Genomic DNA, 21,845 nt, shown 5'->3' on the forward strand with positions numbered 1-21,845 from the left:
TTCGGCCTGCGCGGCAAATTGGTCAAGCCAGTTTGCCGCACGCTGCGGCGCTCAACGCTATCCGTGCTTACGCCGCCTTGGTGACGAGTTCGTTTTCGATCCACTCGATCACGGACGTCCGCTTCGGCTGCCACCCGAGCGTTTCACGGACCCGCTGGCTGCGCACGCGGCTGTTCGAGCCGAGACCGTAAGAGGCCATTTCATAGCCCCATTCCTTGATCGCTTCCTCCAGCGGCCAGTCTTCTGGTCCGCGCAGTCCGAGCGCACGCGCCATTGCCGTGGTCATGTCGCGGAACTGCGCTTCGCTGCTTTCGACGAAATAAAACGTGCCCGCGGGCGACTTCTGGAGCGCGAGCCGGTAGGCTTCGACGACGTCGTCGATATGCACGTTCGACCAGATATTCAGGCCCCGGCCGACGTGGCGCACAACGCCGCTCTTCCGCGCCTGTCTTTCCAGGCGCGGCAACTGTACGCTGCACGCGCCGGGCACCACGCCATGGCCGTAGATCAGCGTGTTGCACAACACGGCCGAGCGCACGCCGCGGTTGGCGGCGTCGAGCACGAGACGGTCGATGGCGACGCGCGGCGCCTTGTCGGCTGTCGGTTCGGGCAGATCGTCTTCGGTGTAGATCCGCTCGGATGCCTCGCCGCCCGACGCGTCCCCGACGATGCTCGATCCGCTCGTATGCAGGAACGGCTTGTTCGAGCCTTCGAGCGCGCCAAGCAGCGTTTCGACCGCGCCGCGATGATCGCTGCTGGCGGCGTTGATGACGGCGTCGGCGGCTTGGGCTTCGGCGGCGAGCACGGCGGTGTCGTCCAGACTGCCGATGACCGGCTCGATGCCGAGTTGCTTCAAGTCGCCGGCTTGTTCGGCGCGACGGATGAGTCCGCGGACGCGATGTCCGTCACGCGCAAGCCCGGCGGCGATTGAACCGCCAATGAACCCGCCCGCACCCGTAATGAAAATGTTCATGTTCTTGCTCCAGTTGGATGATTCAGAATCGATGAAGCGAGTATGAACCGCTTCGACTTTCGCAAAAACAGCGATAGTTTCAAATCAAACTTGACTGCAGATCAAGAATCCAATGTGTTCGAATCGCTCTTTGTTTGCACGTGCCTGGTTTTCGTGGACCGGCGCTTTCCTCATCATCGACATCAATTGACAGCACGCCATGCCACCCATTGAACTCATCAACGCCCCTGGTCTGCCCATTCCCGCAGGCCATTACAGCCACGCGACGCGGGCGGGCAATCTCGTTTGCGTCTCGGGCCAGTTGCCCGTGCGTCCGGACGGCACGCATACCGGCGATCGCCCGTTCGAAGAGCAGGCCGAGCAGACGCTCGCCAATCTGCGCACCGTGCTGGAGGCGGCGGGCGCAAGCCTCGGCGATTGCATCGAAGTGACGGTGTACCTCGCAGGCGTCGAACACTGGAAGGCGTTCAACGAGATCTACGCGCGCCACTTCGGCGCGTGGAAGCCGGCGCGCGCCGTGGTGCCGGTGAACGCGTTGCACTATGGCTATCTGATCGAGATAGCCGCGCGCGCGTGGATCGAGCGGGACTAGCGGCATATGACCGGCGCTAGGTCAGGTCGAGCGCGGTGGTCAGGTCGCCGAGCGGCGCCTGCCCACGTTCGGCCATCGCCCGGTCTCGTCTGATGACGCCATCCAGCGGTTCAAGATCATGCACGCGCGAGATGAAGCGCAGGATCGAGTTGGTGTCGTGCACGGTGTGATCCACGTAGCCCTTTCTCGCAAGCGGCGAAATCACCAGGGCGGGAATGCGCGAGCCCGGTCCCCAGCGGTCGCCCTTCGGCGGTGACACGTGATCCCACCAGCCGCCGTTTTCGTCCACAGTGACGATGATGACGGTGTTCTGCCACTGCGGCCCGCGCTGGATATGCTCGATGACATTCGAAATGTGGCGGTCGCCCGATGCGACGTCCGCATAGCCCGCATGCATGTTGAGATTGCCCTGCGGCTTGTAGAACGTGACAGAGGGCAGGCGGCCAGCGTCGATGTCAGCGAGCAGCCTGTTCGTGGACGGGTCATCGCCGAGGCCGGCGTCGCGCAGGTGTTGGGCGCGCGCTGCCGTGCCGGGCGCGTAGTTGGCGAAGTAGTTGAAAGGCTGGTGGTGATACTGGAAATCCGGCACCGCGCCGGTGTCGCGATGCTCCAGCGCGTACTGCCATGCACCGCTATACCACGCCCAGTCGACGTTCTTCGCGGACAGCCGGTCACCGATGTTCGCGTAGGTCTGAGGCGGCAGCACGAGCGCGTTGGCCCGGTCCGCCAGACGCGGATCGCCGCCGGGTGGAGGGGGCACGTTGCTCGGCTGGAACGGCGGGAACATGGTGTTGACCGCGTAGCCGTCGGCGGTCAGGGCGCCATCGCGGACGAACTTCGGCGGGCCTTCGAGTGCCGACGCCGGAGAATTCGGCGCGAGCTTCAAGCGCGAGCCGGTGGGGTCGTCGCCTTCGACTACGGCCAGCAGCTTGGCTGCCGGACCGGTGCTGGCGTCGGTGTAAAACGGCGGCTGAGCCGAGATCAGGAAGATGTGGTTCAGCCATGACCCACCGAATGCCGACATGAAGAAGTTGTCGCACAACGTGTATTGCTGTGCGAGCCCCCAGAGTCTCAGTGTGTCCGGCGAGTTCTGGTAATGACCCATGACGAGGCCGCCTGAATCGCCCCACGCCGCGAACTGGTTGTTGCGTCCGGCGTTGATCTGCATCTGGTTCTGATAGAACCGGTGCACGAGATCCCGCGTGATGACGGAATTGGGCAGCGGTGCGCCGTTTGCATCGGGAATCTGGAACGGCCCGTTGCGCAAGCCGGTGATCTGCTGCTCGGAAATGGCGTAACGCACGCCGTTCACTTCCTGCGCCTGCGGGACGAGGCCGCCCCAGATCTTCGGCAGCGAAGGCATGGGCGTGACGCCGTCGCGGTCCAGCTGGGTGTAGTGCGACGCAGGCACGGCCGAGAGCGGATATTGAACGCCCGGAAAATTGCCGTAGAGATTGGTGAAGCTGCGGTTTTCCGCGTAGATCACGACGATGTTCCTGACCTGCACGGCAAGCGTGCGGTCGAGCGCGAGGTCTGCCGCTGTCTTCGGTGTGGACGGTTTCTGCTCGAACAGGTTGCAACCGCTGAGCGTGAGCCCCGCGAAACCCACGCCCGCGACGCCCGCCGCCAGCAGCCTGCGCCGCGCAGGGTCCGCGGGAGCGTCGCTGGCCGAGCCTTCGTTTCTCGATGATGCGTGCTCGTCAGAAAGCTCGTTCTGCGGATGGTCGTTCTGATTCATCGCCTGACTCCTCGTGAAGACACGGCACACGCCCGATGACGCACGCCAGACGCCCGTATTACCCGGCGGTCGATGGAGCGGCCATGATGCCGCATTGGCCGCTCGTGCGAAAGCTGGCCGAATGGCCTAGGACGAATACGGAATCAAACGGCGCCGGGATGCGGCAGGGTCAGAATCGGCCTATATCTTTTGGCCGACTGGAAACCATCATGCGACGTGACTAACATCAACTGAAAACGAGCTTGACTCCCACGAGCACCAGCGTGGCGGCGAGCACGTGTCGCAACAGGGCCTCGGGCGCCTTTGAGGAGAGCATGCTGCCCACGGCAATACCTGGAATGGAGCCCACGAGGAGGGAGGCGAGCAGGGCCCAGTCCACTGAACCGAGCATCCAGTGGCCCGCCCCGGCAATCAGCGTCAGCGGCACGGCGTGGGCCACGTCCGAGCCCACAATGCGCACGGTCGCGAGCCGCGGATACAGCAGCAGGAGCACGGTCACGCCGATCGCGCCCGCGCCCACCGAGGTGATCGAAACCAGCACGCCGAGCACGGCGCCGGTGAAGACGGTCCAGGCAACCGTGCGCGCCGGCCGCTCGGGACGGCTGCGGCCCTTCTGGTAGGCGAGGCGCGCGAGTTGCGGGCGGAAGATGAGTGAAACGGCGGTGATCAGCAGTGCGCTGCCGAGAATCACCTGAATGAGACGGGCGGTATCCGGAGAGCCTATGCCGTGCGCGTGCAGGAAATAGAGCGTGATGGCAGCTGCCGGCACGCTGCCCGCCGCGAGCCGGCCGGTGATGCGCCAGTCCACGGAACCCTTGAGGCCGTGTACCAGCGTGCCGGCGGTCTTGGTTGCGGCTGCATAGAGCAGGTCGGTGCCCACGGCTGTCGCGGGGTGAATGCCGAACAGAAGGACGAGGAGCGGCGTCATCAGCGAACCGCCGCCCACGCCCGTCAGTCCGACGAGGAAGCCCACCGCGAGGCCCGAGGCGGAATAGAGTAGATCAATATGCGGAAATGACATTGCGCGCGGAGAACCCGTCAGGCCCGGTTGAGTCGAAAAACCGTCGATGATAGCGGGTAAGCGCTTTACCGGGTGCATGCAGGTGCCGTCCGCACGGGCGTTCGGCGCATGCCGCGCCACTCCGGGTGCATTCAATCGTAGTTCACGAACACCCTTCAGATCACTTTCAGGAAGGTGCAATGACTAATCAGGAACAGAAGCAGGACCCCGGCCAACAGCAACAGCAACAGCAACAGCAGCAGCAATCGGAGGGGCAATTGAAGCCTGCCGGCACGGACGAGGCATTCATCCCGACCGAGCATTCGAACATGCCCAGCGAGCGCCAGTTCGTGCTCAAGTCGGGCAACACGTTCGCCGTGTACGACGCCAATGGCGACATCCGTGGCGGCGACGACGGTCTGTTCGTCAACGACACGCGGGTGCTGTCCGAACTCGTCCTGACCTTTGGCGGCCGGGCTCCTTCACTGCTTTCAGGCAGCGTATCGAGCGACAACGCCGTTTTCACCGCGCATCTGACGAACCGCCCATTGCCGCCCATCGGCGGGGCGCGCACGCCGGAAGGCGTGATTCACGTCGAACGCAAGCGCGTGTTGTCCGGGCACGTGCTGCATGAAAGCATCGTCCTCACGAACTACGGCACGGAGCCGTCCACGGTACCGCTGTCCATTTCCTTCAAGGCGGATTTCCTCGACATGTTCGAGGTGCGCGGCGCGAAACGCGGCAAACGCGGCAGCCTGCGCGCGCCGGTGGTGGAGAACGGCGAGGTCGTGCTCCGCTATGTCGGTCTCGATGAAGTGGAGCGCACCGCGCGCATCCAGTTCACGCCGGCGCCGGACGTGCTGTCGCCCTCGCGCGCCGACTACGCGCTGCATATCCAGTCGGAGACGGCCATCTCGGTCTATCTGTCCGTCACGGCTGTCACCCGCGCATTGAGCGACGCCAGCGAGGAAAGCAAGCGCAACGCGGCTGAAGCCGCGGAGTGCGAGCCCGAATCAGGGCGGCCGGCCATCCGCGAAGCGCTCGTCGAGGCGCACCGGCGCATGCGGGACCGGCGTCGGGCCAGTGCCCGCGTGCGTTCGAGCAATCCGCTCTTCAGCGAGTGGATCGACCGTTCCCTGGCGGATCTCGGCTTGCTGACCACGGATCTCGACACCGGTCCGTATCCGTACGCCGGCATTCCATGGTTTTCCACGGCCTTCGGGCGTGACGCCATCATCACGTCGCTGCAGATGCTCTGGCTGCACCCCACGCTCGCGCGTGGCGTCCTGCGCTTCCTGGCCGCCCACCAGGCCCGCGAGGATTCGGCGTTCCGCGACGCGGAAATCGGCAAGATCATGCACGAGACGCGCAAGAGCGAGATGGCCGCCACCGGCGAAGTCCCGTTCGCGCTTTATTACGGCGGTGTGGACAGCACGCCGCTGTTCATCGTGCTGGCGGGTGCCTATGCCGAGCGCACCGGCGACCGCGCGTTGCTCGACGAAATCTGGCCCGCGCTGCAACTCGCGGCCGACTGGGTGGCGCGCCACTGCGACAAGAATCCATGGGGCCTGCTCGACTATCAGCGCGCCTCCGAACACGGTCTGGCCAATCAAGGCTGGAAGGACAGCCAGGATTCCGTGTTCCACGCCGACGGCAAGTTTCCCATCGGCCCAATCGCGCTGGTCGAGGTGCAGGGTTATGCATCGACGGCCTTTTCCACGATGGCGCGTCTCGCGCGCGAACGAGGCGAAGAAGAGCGCGCCCGCGAGTTCGAGCGGCGTGCGCGTCACATTCGCGAGCGGGTGGAAGAAATGTTCTGGATGCCGGAGATGGATTTTTACGGCATCGCGCTGGACGGCAAGGGCGATCTGTGCCGCGTGCTGTCATCGAACGCGGGACATTTGCTGGCCTTCGATCTCGTCGACCGGACACGAGGCGAAGCGGTTGCCCGTCAGCTCGAATCCACGCTGTTCCATACCGGCTGGGGCGTGCGCACATTGGCGGCGGGGCAGCCGCGCTTCAACCCGATGTCGTATCACAACGGCTCGGTCTGGCCGCATGACACGGCCCTATGCGCGCGCGGTCTGGCACGCTATGGCGATCGCGGCGCGGCAGTCGGTCTGTTGCAGGCGCTTTTCGAGGCGGCCGTCACTTTCGACATGCGCCTGCCTGAACTGTTTTGCGGCTTCACGCGGCAGCGCGGCGAACGGCCGATCGCGTACCCGGTCGCGTGTCTGCCGCAGGCCTGGGCAGCCGGCACGCCGTTCATGATCCTGGAAGCGTGTCTGGGCGTGTCGGTGGATGCGGTGAAGGACGAAGTGCGCATCGATCGTCCGCAATTGCCCGAGGGCATCGACTGGCTCGAAATCGGTGACCTGCGGCTCGGCGACAAGAACGTGACGATCACGTTCCGGCGCGTCGGCGGGCAGGTGATTCCGTCGGTCGAGGGGGATGTCCGGGTGGTCGCGGTGCTGTGAGGTGCCCCCGCATGGCGCCTCGCAGGCGCCATGCGGGCACAGAAGCTCAAACCGCAACGCTCCCCACGTAGTTCTCGGCAAGCGCGATGGCGGCCGCACGCGACGTCGTCACATGCTCCAGTTCCGCCACCTGGAGACGCTGCTCAAACGGCGAGGTGTCTTCGAGCTTGTGCAGCATGCGCGTCATCCACCAGGAGAAGTGCTCGGCGCGCCAGACGCGTTTGAGCGCGGTTTGCGTGTAATGCGCCAGCTTCTCGCCGCTGCCTTCCTTGTAGAAGTCGACAAGCGCGGCATTCAGCACACGCACGTCGGACACCGCCAGGTTCAGGCCCTTGGCGCCGGTCGGCGGCACGATGTGAGCGGCATCGCCGGCGAGGAACAGCTTGCCGGACTGCATCGGCGTGGACACGAAACTCCGCATGCCGACAATGTTCTTCTGAAAGATCCGGCCTTCGGTGATCTGCCAGCCATCGGCGGTGTCGACGCGTGCGTGCAGTTCGGCCCAGATGCGATCGTCGGACCAGGCATCGACCGTGTCTTTCGGGTCGCACTGGAAGTACATGCGCTGCACCCCCGGCGACCGCGTGCTGATGAGCGCGAAACCGCGGTCGTGACGCGCGTAGATGAGTTCGTCCGAGGAGGGCGGCGCTTCCACCAGAATGCCGAACCAGCCGAACGGATAGATGCGCTGATAGTCCTGCCGCACCGCTTCGGGAATCGACTGCCGCGAGACGCCTTGCGAGCCGTCACAGCCGACAATGAAATCGCATTCGAGCGTTTCGTCGCGGCCCTCGTGCCGGTAGGTGATGCGCGGCTTGCGGTCGCTGCCTTCGTGGAAGTCGTGCAGCGAGACGTCCGACACATTGAACTTGAGCGCGCCATTCGCGGCCAGCCGCGCCGCGACCAGGTCCTTGATGACTTCGTGCTGCGCATAGACCGTGATCGAATGGCCGGTCAGTTCGGTCAGCGCGATGCGGCGGCGCTGTCCCTCGAAAGCCAGTTCGAAGCCGTGGTGCAACGCGCCTTCAGCCTGCATCCGCGCGCCCAGACCGGCCTGATTGAGCGTGTCCATCGTGCCCTGTTCGAGCACGCCGGCCCGGATCGTCGATTCGATGTCGTTCTGGCTGCGCGCCTCGAGCACGACGGATTCGATGCCCCGCAGATGCAGCAGATGAGAAAGAAGAAGCCCGGCCGGGCCCGCGCCGATGATGCCGACTTGAGTACGCATGCTTGTCTCCCAGAGGCAATGTGATGTTGTGCGTACAGTGTCGACAGACTGTTTCTATGCAGCAATGCGATAGCCGGGATAGGGAATATCTTATTTCGAGATAAAGGGGGTAAAAGGCAGCAAATCGCCCTGAATCGAGGGTAAATCCCTAGGCCTGACGGGCGGGTGGAAAGTCCGCCCGTCGTCCCGCTTCAGGCCGAGGACTAGTCCTTCATCTGCTTCAGACGCGCTTCTCCCTGGCGCGTGAGCATCCAGCCCGGATATTCGGCAGGCAACTGACTGACTTCGTCGAGCGCCGCCAGCTCGTCTTCGTTGAGCTTCACCTGGGTGGCCGCGATGTTGTCGTCGAGTTGTTCGATCCGCTTCGCTCCGATGATCACGCTCGTCACGACCTTCTGGTGCAGCAGCCAGGCCAAAGCAATCTGCGCAACCGTCACGCCCTTCGACTCGGCCATGCGCCGCATCACGTCGACGCAGTCGTAAGCGCGGTCCACGTTGACCGGCGGGAAATCGAACTTGCTGCGGCGGCTGCCTTCTTCCTTGCCGCCGTCGCGCGTGAACTTGCCTGAAAGCAGGCCGCCCGCGAGCGGACTCCACACCATCAGGCCGACATTCTCGCTTTGCAGGAGCGGCACGAGTTCGCGCTCTAGGTCGCGACCGGCGATCGTGTAATACGCCTGGAGCGATTCGAAGCGCGCCAGCCCGAGCCGCTCCGAAATCCCGAGCGCCTTCATGATCTGCCACGCGGCCCAGTTCGACACGCCGATGTAACGCACATGTCCGTGCTGCACTAGCGTGTCGAGCGCGCGCAGCGTTTCCTCGATCGGCGTGGCGGGATCGAAACCGTGGATCTGATACAGGTCGACGTGATCCAGTTGCAGGCGTTGCAGGCTCGCCTTGACGCCGTCGATGATGTGATAGCGCGATGCACCGCGCGAATTGGCGCCCTTGGTGCCGGTTTCGCCAAGAATCTTCGTCGCGACGACCACGTTTTCGCGCGGCACCTTGAGGTTCTTCAGCGCCTGGCCAGTGATGATTTCCGAGCGGCCGTCGGAATACACGTCGGCGGTGTCGATGAAGTTGATCCCCGCATCGAGCGAGCGGCCTACCAGCGTGTCGGCATCCGCTTGCTGCAACTGGCCGATGTTGTCCCAGATTCCGCCGGTCCCGCCGCCGAACGTCATCGTGCCGAGGCACAGTTCGGAGACGAAAAGACCGGTATTGCCGAATTTTCTGTAGCGCATGGTTGCTCCCGAATGGCTGAACGGGCGCGGCATCGCCACGGACTAGCGACGAACCGCCCCGGCAGTGCAGTATCGTCCCGCCGTGCCGCGCGGTCATAGCCTGATCCTGCTCGATCCTTGCCTGTTCCTGCAAACGCATCGGGTGTCCCCGAGCAATCTCCCCCTAGCGCGAGTATCCTGAACGCACTCTCCCATCTCGAAAATGGTCCGGAAATCATGGCTTTGAACGACACACCCGAATTCGCCGGTAAAGAGGAGCACGAGCAGCCGCGGGACGCACGCAACGGCGGGCACGGCGGCCACGCCCCCGATCCCGCGCTGGATCAGGCCCGCCTCGATCTCGTCACGCTGCTGGACCGCTTCACCGCCGGCTGCGAAGGGTCGGTCGAAACGCCGGTGCCGGGGCTGGCCCTGCATCGCATCATGAATCCCGGCGGTCCGAAGCACGGCATCCAGACGCCCGCGCTCGCGCTGATCGCGCAGGGCAGCAAGCGGCTGATGGTCGGCGACGAGGTCTATGTGTACGACCCGATGCACTACCTGGTGTCGTCGGTGGATCTGCCGGTGTGCGGGCAGGTGTCGGTGGCGAGTGAATCAGAGCCGTATCTCGGCATGCGGCTGGAGCTGGATGTCGAGGAAATCACTTCGCTGATCCAGGACGAAAAACTGCCGCCCGCGACCCAGGCCGACGCCTCCCGTGGTCTCTATGTGAACCGCCTGGGCAACTCGATGCTCGACGCGGTCCTGCGTCTGCTGCGGCTCGTCGACACGCCTGAAGACGTGCCGATCCTCGCGCCGCTGGTGAAGCGCGAGATTCTCTATCGGCTGCTGATGAACGGCTCCGGCGCGCGCCTGCGGCAGATCGCGCTGCAGGACAGCCAGACGCAGCGCATTGCCAAGGCCATTCAGCTGCTGCGCCAGTATTTCGATCAGCCGCTGCGCGTGGAAGACATCGCGCGCGACGTGCATATGAGCGTGTCGTCGCTGCATCATCACTTCAAGGCCGTGACCGCGATGAGCCCGCTCCAGTATCAGAAGCAGTTACGCCTGCAGGAGGCGCGCCGCCTGATGCTGCTCGATATCGCCGATGCCGCGACCGCCGCGCATCGCGTCGGCTACGAGAGCGCTTCGCAGTTCAGCCGGGAGTACAGCCGCCTGTTCGGTGCGCCGCCGCTGCGCGACACGCGCCGCTGGCGCGACGCCACGGCGGCGGCAGCCGGCGTCTGAGCGTGCGTGACATCACGAATCACTGGCCGAGCGCGCCCGAATGGTCTTGAATGGATGCCGTCTGGCGATGCGAGGGCGCTGCCGCATCGATTAATTTCATCGTCCGCGGAATAGTGCAGCGCTGACGGACGTTCTACGGATACTTCTACAACAAGGAAAGATGAAATGAAGAAGCGCATCCTGATGTCCGTCGCCGCGTTTGCCGCTCAGGCCGTGTTCACGGCGGGTTTTGCTTCGTCCGCCCATGCGGCGGCGCCGAAGGAAGCCAACGGCATGGCCGTCGATGAAAACGGCATGACCCTCTATACCTTCGACAAGGATTCGAAAGGCAGCCCGAGCGCCTGCACGGGCGGCTGCGCACAGGCGTGGCCCGCCGCGATGGCCGCCGACTCCGACAAGCCGTCGGGCAAATGGACCATGGAAGCCGCCGACGGGGGCAAGCAGTGGGCCTATGACGGCAAGCGTGTGTACCGTTTCGCGAAGGACACGAAGCCGGGCGACAAGAACGGCGACAACTTCCGCGACGTGTGGCATGTCGTGAAGCCTTGAGTAAGGCGGCACGACGCGGCACCAGGACGGGCTCGCGGAATAAAGCGGCTCGTCCGCCAGTCAATACACTGAAAGGAACACGATCATGAAACGATCGATCGGAGTGACGGCGCTCCTGGTCGCGCTCGTCCTCGGGGCGGGGCTGGCCGGCTGTGCAAGCGGAACGCAGGCGGCGCCTTCATCGGGCGCGCCGGGCGGACCCGCCGGCGGAGGGAGCTACTGATGGCCGATTCGGGGCAGCCGGCGCGATTGCGGTGCCGACGAAGGAAGTCCGGAACGTGAGCTTCGAAGGCGATCTCCTCGCGCACTTGCCGCAGCTGCGCCGCTATGCACGCGCGCTGACGGGCGACCGCGCCTGGGCCGACGATCTCGTGCAGGACGCGACCGAACGCGCGCTGAATCGCGCGGGATCGTTTCATGCAGGCACGAATCTGCGGGCGTGGTTGTTCACCATCATGCGCAACCTGTATATCGATCAGCTGCGTGGCCGGCGTGATATCGCGGTGGACGACGAAACCGCGCCCTGGCGGCAGATGGCCGCGCCGCGCGGAGAAGTCGACGGACTGGTGCTGCGGGACGTGCAGCGCGCGCTCTACTGCCTGCCGGTGGAACAACGCGAAGTGATGCTGCTCGTGTGCGTCGAGGAAATGAGTTATCAGGAGGCATCCGTGGTGTTGAACGTGCCGACCGGAACTGTGATGTCGCGTCTGTCGAGAGCGCGCGAGCACATGCGGGTTCTGCTCGGTGAGGAACCGAACCGCAAGGCTTCGGCGTCGTCGTTGAAAGTGGTGAGCCGCTCATGACAGATCAAGACCGTTCACCCGGTAACGGCGCGCACTCCGGGCAGCCCGTGCCGGATCGCGACCTTCAGGCGCTGTCCGCCTTCGTCGACGGCGAACTGAGCGGCGGCGAGCGCGAGGCCGCGGCCCAGCGCGTCGCCAACGATCCCGCAAGCGAGGCGACCGTGGCCGCCTATCGTGCGCAGGACAATGCATTGCGCGCGCTGTTCGCCGATCAGGGCGAGCCGCAGGTCATCCGTCTGAAGCCGCGCCCGCGCGAGCGCTATCTGCTGGCCGCGTGCTTCATGGTGGTCGGCGGGGCGTGCGGCTTCCTGCTGCACATGCTGCTGCCTGCGCTCGGCGAGTCGAGTCCGCCTTTTGCCGAACGCGCCGACATCGCCTACGCGGTCTATGCGCCCGAGCAACGGCACGCGGTGGAAGTGGCGGCGTCGCAGCAGGATCATCTCGTCACGTGGCTGTCCAAGCGCCTGAACCGTTCGGTGACGATTCCATCGCTGGCGGAATACGGCTTCCAGCTGGTCGGCGGACGGCTGCTGCCGGACGAGGAGGGGCCCGCGGCGCAGTTCATGTACCAGAACGCGGCAGGCGAACGGCTCACGCTCTACATGACCACGGCAACCATCCGGCGCAACGACACGAAGATCCGCGTGCTGCGCGACGGGCAGCGCACCACCTTCTACTGGGCGTGGAATCGGGTGGGCTATGCGTTGTCGGGGCAGATCGGCGAGGCGAAGCTGCAGGCGATCGCCTACGACACCTGCAAGGAACTCGGCGGCGATCCGAAGCGCTGGTGACGCGCACCGTCCGCCCATGCAAAAAGGCCGCAGCGATATGGAAATCGCTGCGGCCTTTTTCATGCACTCAGGCGCATGCCCGATGCATCAATAACGATGCGGGGGCGGCGGCGCTACGTGATGATGATGGCTTTCCCATTCACGCCGTTGCCAATAGCGATGCCCGTCCCAGTACCGTTCGCCGTGCCAGCCCACGCTGACGTGATGCGGCGCGTAGTGATGCGTGTCCGCCGAGGCGGCGTTTGCGAGGCCCAAACCCAGGGCCGCGGCAAGGGTGGCGATCAACACACTCTTCTTCGTCTTGTTCATGATGTTTGCTCCTGTTTCGTGTCTGGGCGCTGCGAGTTCGCGCGATCAGCTACAACACAAACTGCGACATGCTCAATCCAGGTTGACTGGGTGCTGCACGGGTAAGGTCAGCGATAGTAGTCGCCGTGATGGTGGTGATAACCGCCGCCATCCGGAACGACGATGCAGCCGGACAGCGCACCGCTCAACAACACGCCCAACGCTGCAAGGATCGCTAGTCTTTTCATTGGTTTCTCCCTGTGAATCCATGGAGACCAATGTAGCGGTTAGCAAAATGACAAGCCGTGTTCCTTTGTAAGCAAACGTGTAACCTGAAATATTCGCGACGGCCGTCTGTAAAGGCGTACCCGTGCCTATCAGTGGATTGCACGGCTGGTTAAGCAGGGCTATCCTGAACTCCGACATGATGCGTCGGAGTGGACATGGCTCACATCAGCACTGGAGTGGAGTACGCGTTGCACTGCATGCTGTATCTCGCGGAGCCGCCACACGGCGTGCGCGAGGCCGGCGTGCGCGATCTCGCTGAATTGCAAGGCGTGCCGGCGGACTACGTCGCCAAGCTGTTCACGAAGCTGCACAAGGCGGGACTCGTGGTGGCGACGGAAGGCGCGCGCGGCGGTTTTGCGCTTGCGCGGCCATCGAGTGAGATCAGCGTGCTGGATGTCGTCGATGCCATCGATGGCGACAAGCCGCTGTTTGAATGCCGGGAGATTCGCGCACGCTGCGCGGTGTTTGGCGATGACGCGCCGCCCTGGTCGACCAGCGGCGTATGTGCCGTGCACGCGGTGATGAAGAACGCCGAGAAGCGCATGCGCGAGGCGCTGGCGGCGGACCGTCTGGCGGACCTGGCGGGCCGCGTTCACGCGAAGGCGCCGCGCGCTTACGGGCGGCAGGTCGTCAAGTGGCTGGACGGCCGCACCCTGCAGCGGCGTCCCCGTCAGGGGTAGCTTGAAGCAGGAGGATCAGCGGACGATCTTCGGCTTCATGTTGGGCGTGAGCGAAACGCCCACGACCTGTCCGTCGCGCACGCCGCAGCGGCTGTCCATGCGCGTCCATTGTTCCTTGCCGCGCGACTTGGCGAACGCGCGCATCACGATGACCTTGTCCACCGGAATCGGATTGCCGAGGCTCAGGATCGGCGTTTCGCTGTCGATCTTCGCGGCCAGCACGCGGCGGTCGGGGACGATCAGCGTGTCGTACTTCGGCGCGTGTTCCACCCAGCGATCGAATGCCGCGACGCATTGCACGACGGAGTCGGGCACGCGCAATTTGGTCAGATACGAGTAGTCCTCGGGCCGGTCCGGCGTTTCCTGGGCCTGGACGACCTGAAACATCGAAGCCGACAGCGCGAGCGCGAGCAAGGCGGGAGCAAGAGTGTTCTTCATGCGGTGGGCGATCCAAAGAAGCGGGGACGTTCGACAGGCGCGGATCGCCGGGACACGGATCGCGTGAATGGCGCTGTGGCTACGATGCGCGCGCCTGCGCAGGGATGGCGCGGAGTATACCGTGTGAGGTTTCGTGTCGTCGAGCGAAACGCGGCTCCCGAAGGCATATCGAAAGGCTTTGTGACGCGTTGTATCCTTGGGCCGATCCGCATCACGCCGGGGAGGACACGCAATGAAGAGCGCGCGCTGGTCGCAGGAAGATGGCACGGGACTGGAGCATCTCGTGATGGAGGTGTCGGGGAAGGGCGTCGTGATCGAGAGCGCCGTGGTCGGCGAAAGCGATGCGCAGACGTTCGGTCTCGTGTACCGCATCGAATGCGACGGGCGCTGGCAGGTCACGCGCCTCGCACTGAAGCTCGCAGGCGGCGCGGCGCTAGACTTGCATCGCGACGATCACGACGCATGGCGCGATGCGAACGGCACGCCGCTCGATGCGCTGCGCGGCTGCATCGACGTCGATCTCACCGCGACCCCTTTCACCAACACGCTGCCGATCCGCCGGCTCGCGCTCGTACGCGGCGAGCGGCGCGTGATCCGGGTGGCCTACGTGCGCGTGCCCGAGCTTGTGGTCAATGCGGCGGAGCAGGCGTACACGTGTATCGAACCGGGGGGGCGCTATCGCTACGAGGGGCTCGACACGGGCTTCACGGCGGAGATCACCGTCGATGCGGACGGCCTCGTGCTCGACTATCCCGATTTGTTCAAACGGATCGTGTAGAACGTACTACGGCGCGAGCGGCGATAATGCCCGTTCAGGCACGCATCAATGCACGACCCCACATCCCTTTCCCCGACCATGAACGATACGACCTCTCCACGTCTCACGAGCCTGTCCCACGGCGGCGGCTGCGGCTGCAAGATCGCGCCCGGCGTGCTGGCGGACCTGCTGAAGCGCGCGACGCCGCTGCCCGTGTTCCCGGACCTGCTGGTCGGCAACGACACCGCCGACGACGCCGCCGTCTACCGGCTCAACGACGAACAGGCGATCGTCGCTACGACCGACTTCTTCATGCCGATCGTCGACGACCCGTTCGACTTCGGCCGCATCGCCGCGACCAACGCGCTGTCCGATGTCTACGCAATGGGCGGCAAACCGATCCTGGCGCTCGCCCTCGTCGGCATGCCGATCAACGTGCTGCCGCACGAGGTCATCGCGCAAGTGCTGAAGGGCGGCGAAGCGGTGTGCGCCGAGGCGGGCATTCCCATCGCGGGCGGCCATTCCATCGATTCAGTCGAGCCGATCTACGGCCTCGCGGCGATCGGCGTCGTGCATCCGTCGCGCGTGAAGCGCAATGCCGCCGCGCGTCCCGGCGACGTGCTGGTGCTCGGCAAGCCGCTGGGCGTCGGCGTGCTGTCGGCGGCGCTGAAGAAGGACCGGCTCGACGCGGCCGGCTATGCCGCGATGATCGCCGCGACGACCAAGCTGAATCGACCGGGCGCGGAACTCGCGCAAATGGACGGCGTGCACGCGCTCACCGACGTCACCGGCTTCGGCCTGCTCGGCCACACGCTCGAACTGGCGCGCGGCGCGCAGCTGACGGCGCGCATCCGCTATGCAGACCTGCCGTGGCTGCCGCAGGTTCAGGATTTCGTACGCGAAGGCATCTACACGGGCGCGTCCGGACGGAACTGGAACGCCTATGGCGCCGACATCGCGCTGCACGTCGAGGGCGACGAGGCGCGCGCCTTGCTGACCGACCCGCAGACCTCGGGCGGCCTGCTCGTTTCATGTGCGCCGGAAACGGTGAACGACGTGCTCGCCCTCTTCCGCGCCGATGGTTTCGACGAAGCCGCCGTCATCGGCGAGATGGTCGATGGCGCGGGGCGCGTCGAGGTTTCCTGAAACGTCCCTGATCACCACGCAACCACACGACCGCATGAAGGAAGAATCACCGAAAGCGATTTTCTACGCGCTCGCCGCGAACTTCGGCATCGCCGTGTGCAAGTTCGGGGCGGCGGCGTTCACCGGCTCGGGCTCGATGTTCGCCGAGGCTATCCATTCCACCGCCGATTGCGGCAATCAATTGCTGCTGCTGTTCGGGCTGAAGCGCGCGCAGGCGCCGGCCAACGCGCTGCATCCGCTGGGCTCGGGCCGCGAGATCTACTTCTATGCGCTGATCGTGGCGCTGCTGCTGTTCTTCGTGGGCGGCGCGTTCTCGGTCTATGAAGGCGCGCACCGGCTCATGCATCGCGAGCCGCTGTCGAACCCGGTCGTGGCGCTGGTCATCCTCGGCATTTCTGTCGTGCTGGAAGGGTTTTCGCTCGCGGGCGCGATTCGCGAGATCCGCAAGAGCACGCCCAACAAATCCCTGTGGCGCTGGTTCCGCGAAACACGCGAATCGGAATTGCTGGTGGTCGCGGGCGAGGATGTCGCCGCGTTGCTGGGCCTCGCCATCGCGTTCGCCGCCGTGCTGATGACGATGCTCACCGGCAATCCCGCCTTCGACGCGGCGGGTTCCATCGGCGTGGGCGTGCTGCTCATGATCATCGCGTATCTGGTGGCGCGCGAAGTGAAGTCGATGATCGTCGGCGAGTCCGCGAGCCCCGAAGTGCGCAAGGCCGTCGAGGCGCACTTGCGGGCGCGTCCCGAGATCACGCGCATCATCAGCCTCATCACGCTGCAATGGGGCAAGCATGTGGTCGTGGCGGTGCAGGCGGAAATGATCGACTACCCGAGCGGCCGCGCGATGATCGACGCGATCAACGTGATCGAGGACGACTTGCAGCGCGCGTTTCCGCAAGTGCGCTGGGTGTTCTTCGAGCCGGACGTTGCACGCGACCGCAACGAGCCGGCCGCCGCAGGTGAAGCGTGAGACGTGAGACGCACGTGTTAGCGTAGACTTCTTGCGGATGCGCCCGGATGCGGCCGCGGTGTCACGGGCGTGGCGGGCACCTGTGTCTGTTCGCGTGACGGAACCTGGGTGACGCCCATCTCGGGCAAGGGCGCCGCATCATATCGGGACGGCGCGGCCGTCGCCGATGCCGCCATGCCCTGGCTGCCGCTCGCCGTCTGCGCGGCAGCGGGCGCGCCAAGTGCTACCCCGATCAGGGCGGTCAGCAGCCTATGACGTGTCGTGGTGCTGCGCCACGTTCGTTCCGTTCTCTTTTGCATCGATGCAAGCGCCCGTTGTAATTCCACGCTGCATCGCAAGCAGAGTTTGTTCCGCAGCAGTCAAGCGCCCAGGAAACCTGTCTGTCGCGCAGCGTTGTTCGCATCACTTTGGGTCGTGCGTGTTGTCCGCATCGAGTCCCCGAAATTTCGTAATCTTCATCCGACCCATGCGCAAAGTTCTTCTTGCCGTCTTGTTCGTCACCGTGTCGAGTCTGCTCTCGACGTTCCCGCGATCCACCTTTGCCGCAGCCGGCGCCGCGACGCATGCGTCGCAGCCGGCGGTCGCGCTGACACCGCAGCAGGCGCGCGACGCGCTCTCCGTGCTCAACGATCCCGCGCGCCGCTCGCAGGTCGAGGACACGCTGCGCGCGGTCGCCGCCGCGGGCGCGCTCGCCACGCCTCAGCCCGCGAGCGCGGCGCAGGAGGCGTCGGCGGCGGCGCCTGCGTCCGGCGCATCCGGCGTGCTGGCGCATTCGCTGACCGCGAATGGCCTGGCCTCGCAGTTGTCGCGTCAGGCCGGTCACTGGCTCGTGCAGATCGGCTCGGGCACGCGTCACTCGATCTCTACGCTGCTCGACTTCGGCTCAGTCGCCGCATGGTGGCGCGGCAGCACCGCGACCGATCAGGGGCGCACGCTGCTGGGCCGCGTCGCGTGGACGGTGCTGGCGTCGTTGCTGCCTGCGGTGCTGCTCGAACTGCTGTGCTCGCGTCTGCTGAGGAAGCCGCGCGCGCGGCTCGCGGCGCGTGGCGTGGCGGACGCCGAGGTGCAGGAACCCGAACTCGTGCAGGAGCAGCGCGCGGCCGAGCATGCGGAAGACGCCGCGGTACGCAGCGGCGACGAGACCGCGATGCATCTCGCCGAACGCAAGGCCGACAGCGCACGTGGCCAACGTCACGCCGCGCGGCACTGGACCTTGCTGCAACGGCTGCCAAGCGCGCTGCTGAATGGGCTGCTGATGCTGGCGCCGCTGGTCGTGTTCATCGGCGCGGTGACCTTGCTGATGTCGCTCTTCATCGACGACAACACGCCCCAGGCGCGCGTCGCGGGCGCGCTCATCGATGTCTATCTCGTGTGCCGGGCCATCGTCATCGTCAGCGCGTTCTTTCTTGCGCCGCGCGCCAGCGGCCTGCGACTGCTGCAAATGCGCGATATCTATGCGGTGTACACGCACCGCTGCGTGAGGCGGATCGCGACCGTGGCGGGCGTGGGCATCGCGCTCGCCAATGCGGGCGAGGAAATCGGCCTGTCCGGCGACGCGCGCATTGCCGTCCTCAAGATCACGCTGCTGATCGTGCATCTGATGATCGCATATGTCATTTTCGAGTCGCGCAACTCGGTCGCGCAAGGCATCCGCGAGCGCGCACGCGCGAACCGCTCGGTGCGCCTGTTCGGCAACTGGGTCGCCGACGTCTGGGCCGGCGTCGCGATCTTCTTCGTGATCGCGCTGTGGTTCGTGTGGGCGCTCGATGTAAAGAACGGCTATCGCACGCTGTTCCATCTCGGCGGCCTGTCGCTGCTGGTGCTGATCGGCGCGCGCGTGCTGGCGATCGTCGTGTTCGGTGCGCTCGGCCGTGTCTTCCGTGAGAACGACGAAGACGACACCGCGCAGCAATCCATCGTGCGCCGTCGCGCGTATCGCTATTACCCCGGCTTGCGGCGCTTCGTGCAGGTGCTCATCGGGATCGTCACGCTGATTGCGCTGCTCGAAGTGTGGGGCATCGACATCATCCATTTCTTCACGGCGGGCGGCATCGGCAACCGGCTGGCCTCGGCGATCGTGACCATCGCGGTTGCGGCGCTGTTCGCGTTGCTGGTGTGGGAAGGGGCGAACGCGATCGTCGAGCAGCGCCTCGAGCAGTGGACCGCTAGCGGCGAACGCCTGCGCGCCGCACGCCTGCGCACGCTGCTGCCAATGATGCGCAGCGGCCTCTTCATCGTCATCGCGATGGTCGTCGTGCTGACGGGGCTGTCGGAGATCGGTGTGAACACGGCGCCGCTGCTGGCGAGCGCGAGCATCTTTGGCGTCGCGCTCGGCTTCGGTTCGCAGAAGCTGGTGCAGGATCTGATCACCGGCATCTTCCTGCTGATGGAAAACGCGATGCAGGTCGGCGACTGGGTCACGCTCGCGGGTGTCTCAGGCACGGTGGAATATCTGTCGATTCGCACGGTGCGTCTGCGCGGCGGCGACGGCTCGCTCTATACCGTGCCGTTCAGTTCGGTATCGACGGTGAACAACACGAACCGGGGCATCGGCAACGCGGCGGTGCGCGTGTCGATTGCACTGGGCCAGGATGTGGATCTGGCGATCTCCACGTTGAAGGAAATCGGCACGGCGTTGCGCGACGACGCGGCGTTCCGCGACGGCATCCTGTCCGACTTCAGTTTCTGGGGCGTCGATGCCGTCGATGGTTCGACCGTCACGCTGGCAGGCCAGATCCAGTGTCGCGACAGTTCGCGCTGGCCGGTGCAGCGCGAATTCAACCGGCGCATTCTCAACGAATTCACGGCGCGCGGCATCGAGATCGCGAATCCGCAGCGCAATTTCGTCATCGTCAACGGCGGGAATTCGGAGGGCGCTCAGGATTCGACCCAGGATCCCGCCGATGCCGGCGTTCAGGACGCCGATAAGGCGGGCGCGGAGCAGCGCGGCGAGCGGTCGCGAGCGGCCCAGCATCCGACCAGCGAGGCGGGCGTGGCCTCGAGCGCACCGCCGCCGCGCGCGACGCAGGGCGGCTCGTAACGGAGCGCCGTTCGACACGATTTGCAACATGGAGCGCTTATTGGCTCTCCTATAATTGCGCGGGCTGGCCGTGCCCGGTGAGCGGGCGCGGTCTTCTTTCGAAGGTCGAACCTTTATGAGGATCCGCCCGCATGAAAATAGCTCCCGCGTCACGTCCGAAATATCAATCAAGCGCGCTTCGAACCACTTCCCCCGCTGCAAAACTCACGAAATCGATCCGCGCCACTGCGCTTGCGCTGGGTATTGCAAGCCTGGCCACCGTCACCGGCTGCGCCTTCGCCCAGCAACGCGACGACACTTTCAGCAACGATCACGACCGGCACGGCAACGGCGGCCGTCCGGTCAAGGTCATGATCATCAGCATGTTCGGGCCCGAAGGCCAGATCTGGCTCGACAAGCTCGGTCCATGGGATACGGTGCAGGTGCCGGGGCTGTCGCCGGACTATCCCGCGGTGCACTGCAATCGCGACGAAGTCTGCGTCATCACAACGGGCATGGGCCACACGAACGCGGCGGCCTCGATCATGGCGCTGACCTTCTCCGACCGGTTCGACCTGCGGCGCACCTACTTCCTGATCGCGGGGATCGCGGGCATCGATCCGGCGCGCGGTACGGTGGGCTCGGCGGCATGGGCGAAATATCTCGTCGACTTCGGCATTCAGTGGGAACTGGACGCGCGCGAGAAACCCGCCGACTGGCCGAGCGGATTCCTGGGCATCAACACGAAGGGACCGAAGGAGAAACCGCCGCTCGACTATCGGACCGAGGTATTCGCGCTGAATCCGGCGCTCGCCGATGCGGCCTACGCCATGTCACGCAACGTAACCCTTTCGGACAGCGACGAGGCAAAGGTAGCGCGCGCAAAGTTTGGCTATGCGCCGGCCAACCAGCCGCCGCGCGTGATTCAGTGCGACACGTTGGCCGGCGACACGTGGTGGTCGGGGAAATACATTGGCGAGCGGGCACGCGAGTGGACCCGTCTATTGACGGACGGCAAGGGTGTCTACTGCACCACGCAGCAGGAAGACAACGCGACCTTCGAAGCGCTCAAGCGGGCCGCGAGCGTGAAACGTGTCGATCTGTCCCGGCTGGCGGTGCTGCGGGCTGGATCGGACTTCGATCGCCCCTACGAGGGACAGACCGCGGAAGATAATCTTCTGAACTATTCGACACAGGGCGGGTTCACGCCCGCGATCGAAAACTTGTATCTGACCGGCAATCCGTTCGTGCAGGAGGTTGTTACACATTGGGGCGCGTGGAGAAAGGGTATGCCTCAACGTTGACGAGTCTGTAACAACGGGACTGCGATTGGCAGTAACAACCCAGTAACACGTAAGAGGTATTTATTACTCGCTAAGCCGCATGTCTGCAATACAGCAGAAATGCGGCTTTTTAACGTCCATATCCTCTGATGAATATCTAAAAAAATCAGGAAAACGCTGTCAACGGACTGGCTGAAGCCCCCGTTATGGCTGACATTAAGCAAATACTCTGAAGAAAAAGACGTCAGTGGGCTTCGAACCCTTTAAACATCAGAAGAATAAAGTTTGCGGTCGCTACAGGTAACTTTGGATCGATCGAAAAAATTACCGATACAAAGTGTTGTTTGCAACAAA

The 21,845-nt window shown here is 64.7% G+C and carries 21 protein-coding genes; 13 read left to right on the plus strand and 8 right to left on the minus strand.

Annotated features, from left to right (window positions below; genetic code table 11):
* Positions 1–67 precede the first annotated feature (67 nt).
* Positions 68–973, minus strand: a complete 906-nt coding sequence (locus QCE69_RS30900; protein WP_309934698.1) for an NAD-dependent epimerase/dehydratase family protein — start codon at positions 971–973, stop codon at positions 68–70.
* Positions 974–1,172: 199 nt separating this feature from the next.
* Here QCE69_RS30900 and QCE69_RS30905 point away from each other — a divergent pair, with 199 nt between their 5' ends.
* Positions 1,173–1,565 carry a RidA family protein gene (locus QCE69_RS30905; protein ID WP_309934699.1) on the plus strand — a complete coding sequence of 131 codons (393 nt, stop codon included), beginning with the start codon at positions 1,173–1,175 and terminating at the stop codon, positions 1,563–1,565.
* A gap of 16 nt (positions 1,566–1,581) precedes the next feature.
* Here QCE69_RS30905 and QCE69_RS30910 read toward each other — a convergent pair whose 3' ends face one another.
* Both QCE69_RS30910 and QCE69_RS30915 read right to left on the minus strand, forming a co-directional pair.
* Entirely contained in the window at positions 1,582–3,303 is a 1,722-nt protein-coding gene (locus QCE69_RS30910; RefSeq protein ID WP_309934701.1) for an acid phosphatase, read from the minus strand.
* Between the two features lie 226 nt (positions 3,304–3,529).
* Positions 3,530–4,324 carry a sulfite exporter TauE/SafE family protein gene (locus QCE69_RS30915; protein WP_309927505.1) on the minus strand — a complete coding sequence of 265 codons (795 nt, stop codon included), beginning with the start codon at positions 4,322–4,324 and terminating at the stop codon, positions 3,530–3,532.
* 179 nt (positions 4,325–4,503) lie between these two features.
* Here QCE69_RS30915 and QCE69_RS30920 point away from each other — a divergent pair, with 179 nt between their 5' ends.
* Entirely contained in the window at positions 4,504–6,780 is a 2,277-nt protein-coding gene (locus QCE69_RS30920; protein ID WP_309926214.1) for an amylo-alpha-1,6-glucosidase, read from the plus strand.
* Between the two features lie 46 nt (positions 6,781–6,826).
* On the opposite strand, the gene QCE69_RS30925 is transcribed toward QCE69_RS30920, so the two are convergent.
* Both QCE69_RS30925 and QCE69_RS30930 read right to left on the minus strand, forming a co-directional pair.
* Positions 6,827–8,008, minus strand: coding sequence for a 4-hydroxybenzoate 3-monooxygenase (locus tag QCE69_RS30925; protein ID WP_309934703.1), 1,182 nt, complete (start codon positions 8,006–8,008; stop codon positions 6,827–6,829).
* A 203-nt stretch (positions 8,009–8,211) separates the two neighbouring features.
* Positions 8,212–9,252 carry an aldo/keto reductase gene (locus QCE69_RS30930; protein ID WP_309934705.1) on the minus strand — a complete coding sequence of 347 codons (1,041 nt, stop codon included), beginning with the start codon at positions 9,250–9,252 and terminating at the stop codon, positions 8,212–8,214.
* Between the two features lie 216 nt (positions 9,253–9,468).
* Between QCE69_RS30930 and QCE69_RS30935 the strand changes: the two genes are divergently transcribed.
* The 5 genes from QCE69_RS30935 to QCE69_RS30955 all read left to right on the plus strand — a co-directional run bounded on the left by QCE69_RS30935 (position 9,469) and on the right by QCE69_RS30955 (position 12,622).
* Positions 9,469–10,479, plus strand: a complete 1,011-nt coding sequence (locus tag QCE69_RS30935; RefSeq protein ID WP_309934707.1) for an AraC family transcriptional regulator — start codon at positions 9,469–9,471, stop codon at positions 10,477–10,479.
* A 165-nt stretch (positions 10,480–10,644) separates the two neighbouring features.
* Entirely contained in the window at positions 10,645–11,028 is a 384-nt protein-coding gene (locus QCE69_RS30940; RefSeq protein WP_309820075.1) for a hypothetical protein, read from the plus strand.
* An 85-nt stretch (positions 11,029–11,113) separates the two neighbouring features.
* Positions 11,114–11,251: a hypothetical protein gene (locus QCE69_RS30945; protein WP_309926221.1), complete on the plus strand. Its 138-nt coding sequence runs from the start codon at positions 11,114–11,116 to the stop codon at positions 11,249–11,251.
* 55 nt (positions 11,252–11,306) lie between these two features.
* Complete coding sequence (locus QCE69_RS30950) at positions 11,307–11,831, plus strand: RNA polymerase sigma factor (RefSeq protein WP_309820080.1); 525 nt, start codon at positions 11,307–11,309, stop codon at positions 11,829–11,831.
* Entirely contained in the window at positions 11,828–12,622 is a 795-nt protein-coding gene (locus QCE69_RS30955; RefSeq protein ID WP_309934710.1) for an anti-sigma factor, read from the plus strand. The genes QCE69_RS30950 and QCE69_RS30955 overlap by 4 nt, the downstream gene beginning before the upstream one ends.
* Positions 12,623–12,709: 87 nt before the next feature.
* On the opposite strand, the gene QCE69_RS30960 is transcribed toward QCE69_RS30955, so the two are convergent.
* Positions 12,710–12,931 carry a hypothetical protein gene (locus tag QCE69_RS30960; protein ID WP_309820084.1) on the minus strand — a complete coding sequence of 74 codons (222 nt, stop codon included), beginning with the start codon at positions 12,929–12,931 and terminating at the stop codon, positions 12,710–12,712.
* Between the two features lie 422 nt (positions 12,932–13,353).
* Between QCE69_RS30960 and QCE69_RS30965 the strand changes: the two genes are divergently transcribed.
* Positions 13,354–13,878 carry an Rrf2 family transcriptional regulator gene (locus tag QCE69_RS30965; RefSeq protein ID WP_309934712.1) on the plus strand — a complete coding sequence of 175 codons (525 nt, stop codon included), beginning with the start codon at positions 13,354–13,356 and terminating at the stop codon, positions 13,876–13,878.
* A gap of 15 nt (positions 13,879–13,893) precedes the next feature.
* On the opposite strand, the gene QCE69_RS30970 is transcribed toward QCE69_RS30965, so the two are convergent.
* Positions 13,894–14,316, minus strand: a complete 423-nt coding sequence (locus QCE69_RS30970; RefSeq protein ID WP_309820088.1) for a BspC domain-containing protein — start codon at positions 14,314–14,316, stop codon at positions 13,894–13,896.
* Between the two features lie 232 nt (positions 14,317–14,548).
* Between QCE69_RS30970 and QCE69_RS30975 the strand changes: the two genes are divergently transcribed.
* The 3 genes from QCE69_RS30975 (at position 14,549) to QCE69_RS30985 (ending at position 17,189) form a co-directional block, all read left to right on the plus strand.
* Entirely contained in the window at positions 14,549–15,094 is a 546-nt protein-coding gene (locus tag QCE69_RS30975) for a putative glycolipid-binding domain-containing protein (protein WP_309934714.1), read from the plus strand.
* Positions 15,095–15,172: 78 nt separating this feature from the next.
* Entirely contained in the window at positions 15,173–16,219 is a 1,047-nt protein-coding gene (selD, locus tag QCE69_RS30980) for a selenide, water dikinase SelD (protein ID WP_309935420.1), read from the plus strand.
* A gap of 34 nt (positions 16,220–16,253) precedes the next feature.
* Positions 16,254–17,189 (plus strand): cation diffusion facilitator family transporter, encoded by a 936-nt coding sequence (locus QCE69_RS30985; RefSeq protein ID WP_309926229.1) that lies wholly within the window; start codon positions 16,254–16,256, stop codon positions 17,187–17,189.
* A 17-nt stretch (positions 17,190–17,206) separates the two neighbouring features.
* On the opposite strand, the gene QCE69_RS30990 is transcribed toward QCE69_RS30985, so the two are convergent.
* On the minus strand, positions 17,207–17,488 hold the full coding sequence (locus QCE69_RS30990) for a hypothetical protein (RefSeq protein ID WP_309934716.1): 282 nt from the start codon (positions 17,486–17,488) through the stop codon (positions 17,207–17,209).
* Between the two features lie 167 nt (positions 17,489–17,655).
* Here QCE69_RS30990 and QCE69_RS30995 point away from each other — a divergent pair, with 167 nt between their 5' ends.
* Complete coding sequence (locus tag QCE69_RS30995) at positions 17,656–20,229, plus strand: mechanosensitive ion channel domain-containing protein (RefSeq protein WP_309934718.1); 2,574 nt, start codon at positions 17,656–17,658, stop codon at positions 20,227–20,229.
* 131 nt (positions 20,230–20,360) lie between these two features.
* Positions 20,361–21,512 carry a purine nucleoside permease gene (locus QCE69_RS31000; RefSeq protein WP_309926233.1) on the plus strand — a complete coding sequence of 384 codons (1,152 nt, stop codon included), beginning with the start codon at positions 20,361–20,363 and terminating at the stop codon, positions 21,510–21,512.
* Positions 21,513–21,845 lie beyond the last annotated feature (333 nt).

It is taken from the genome of Caballeronia sp. LZ032 (assembly GCF_031451315.1).
Classification (GTDB): domain Bacteria; phylum Pseudomonadota; class Gammaproteobacteria; order Burkholderiales; family Burkholderiaceae; genus Caballeronia.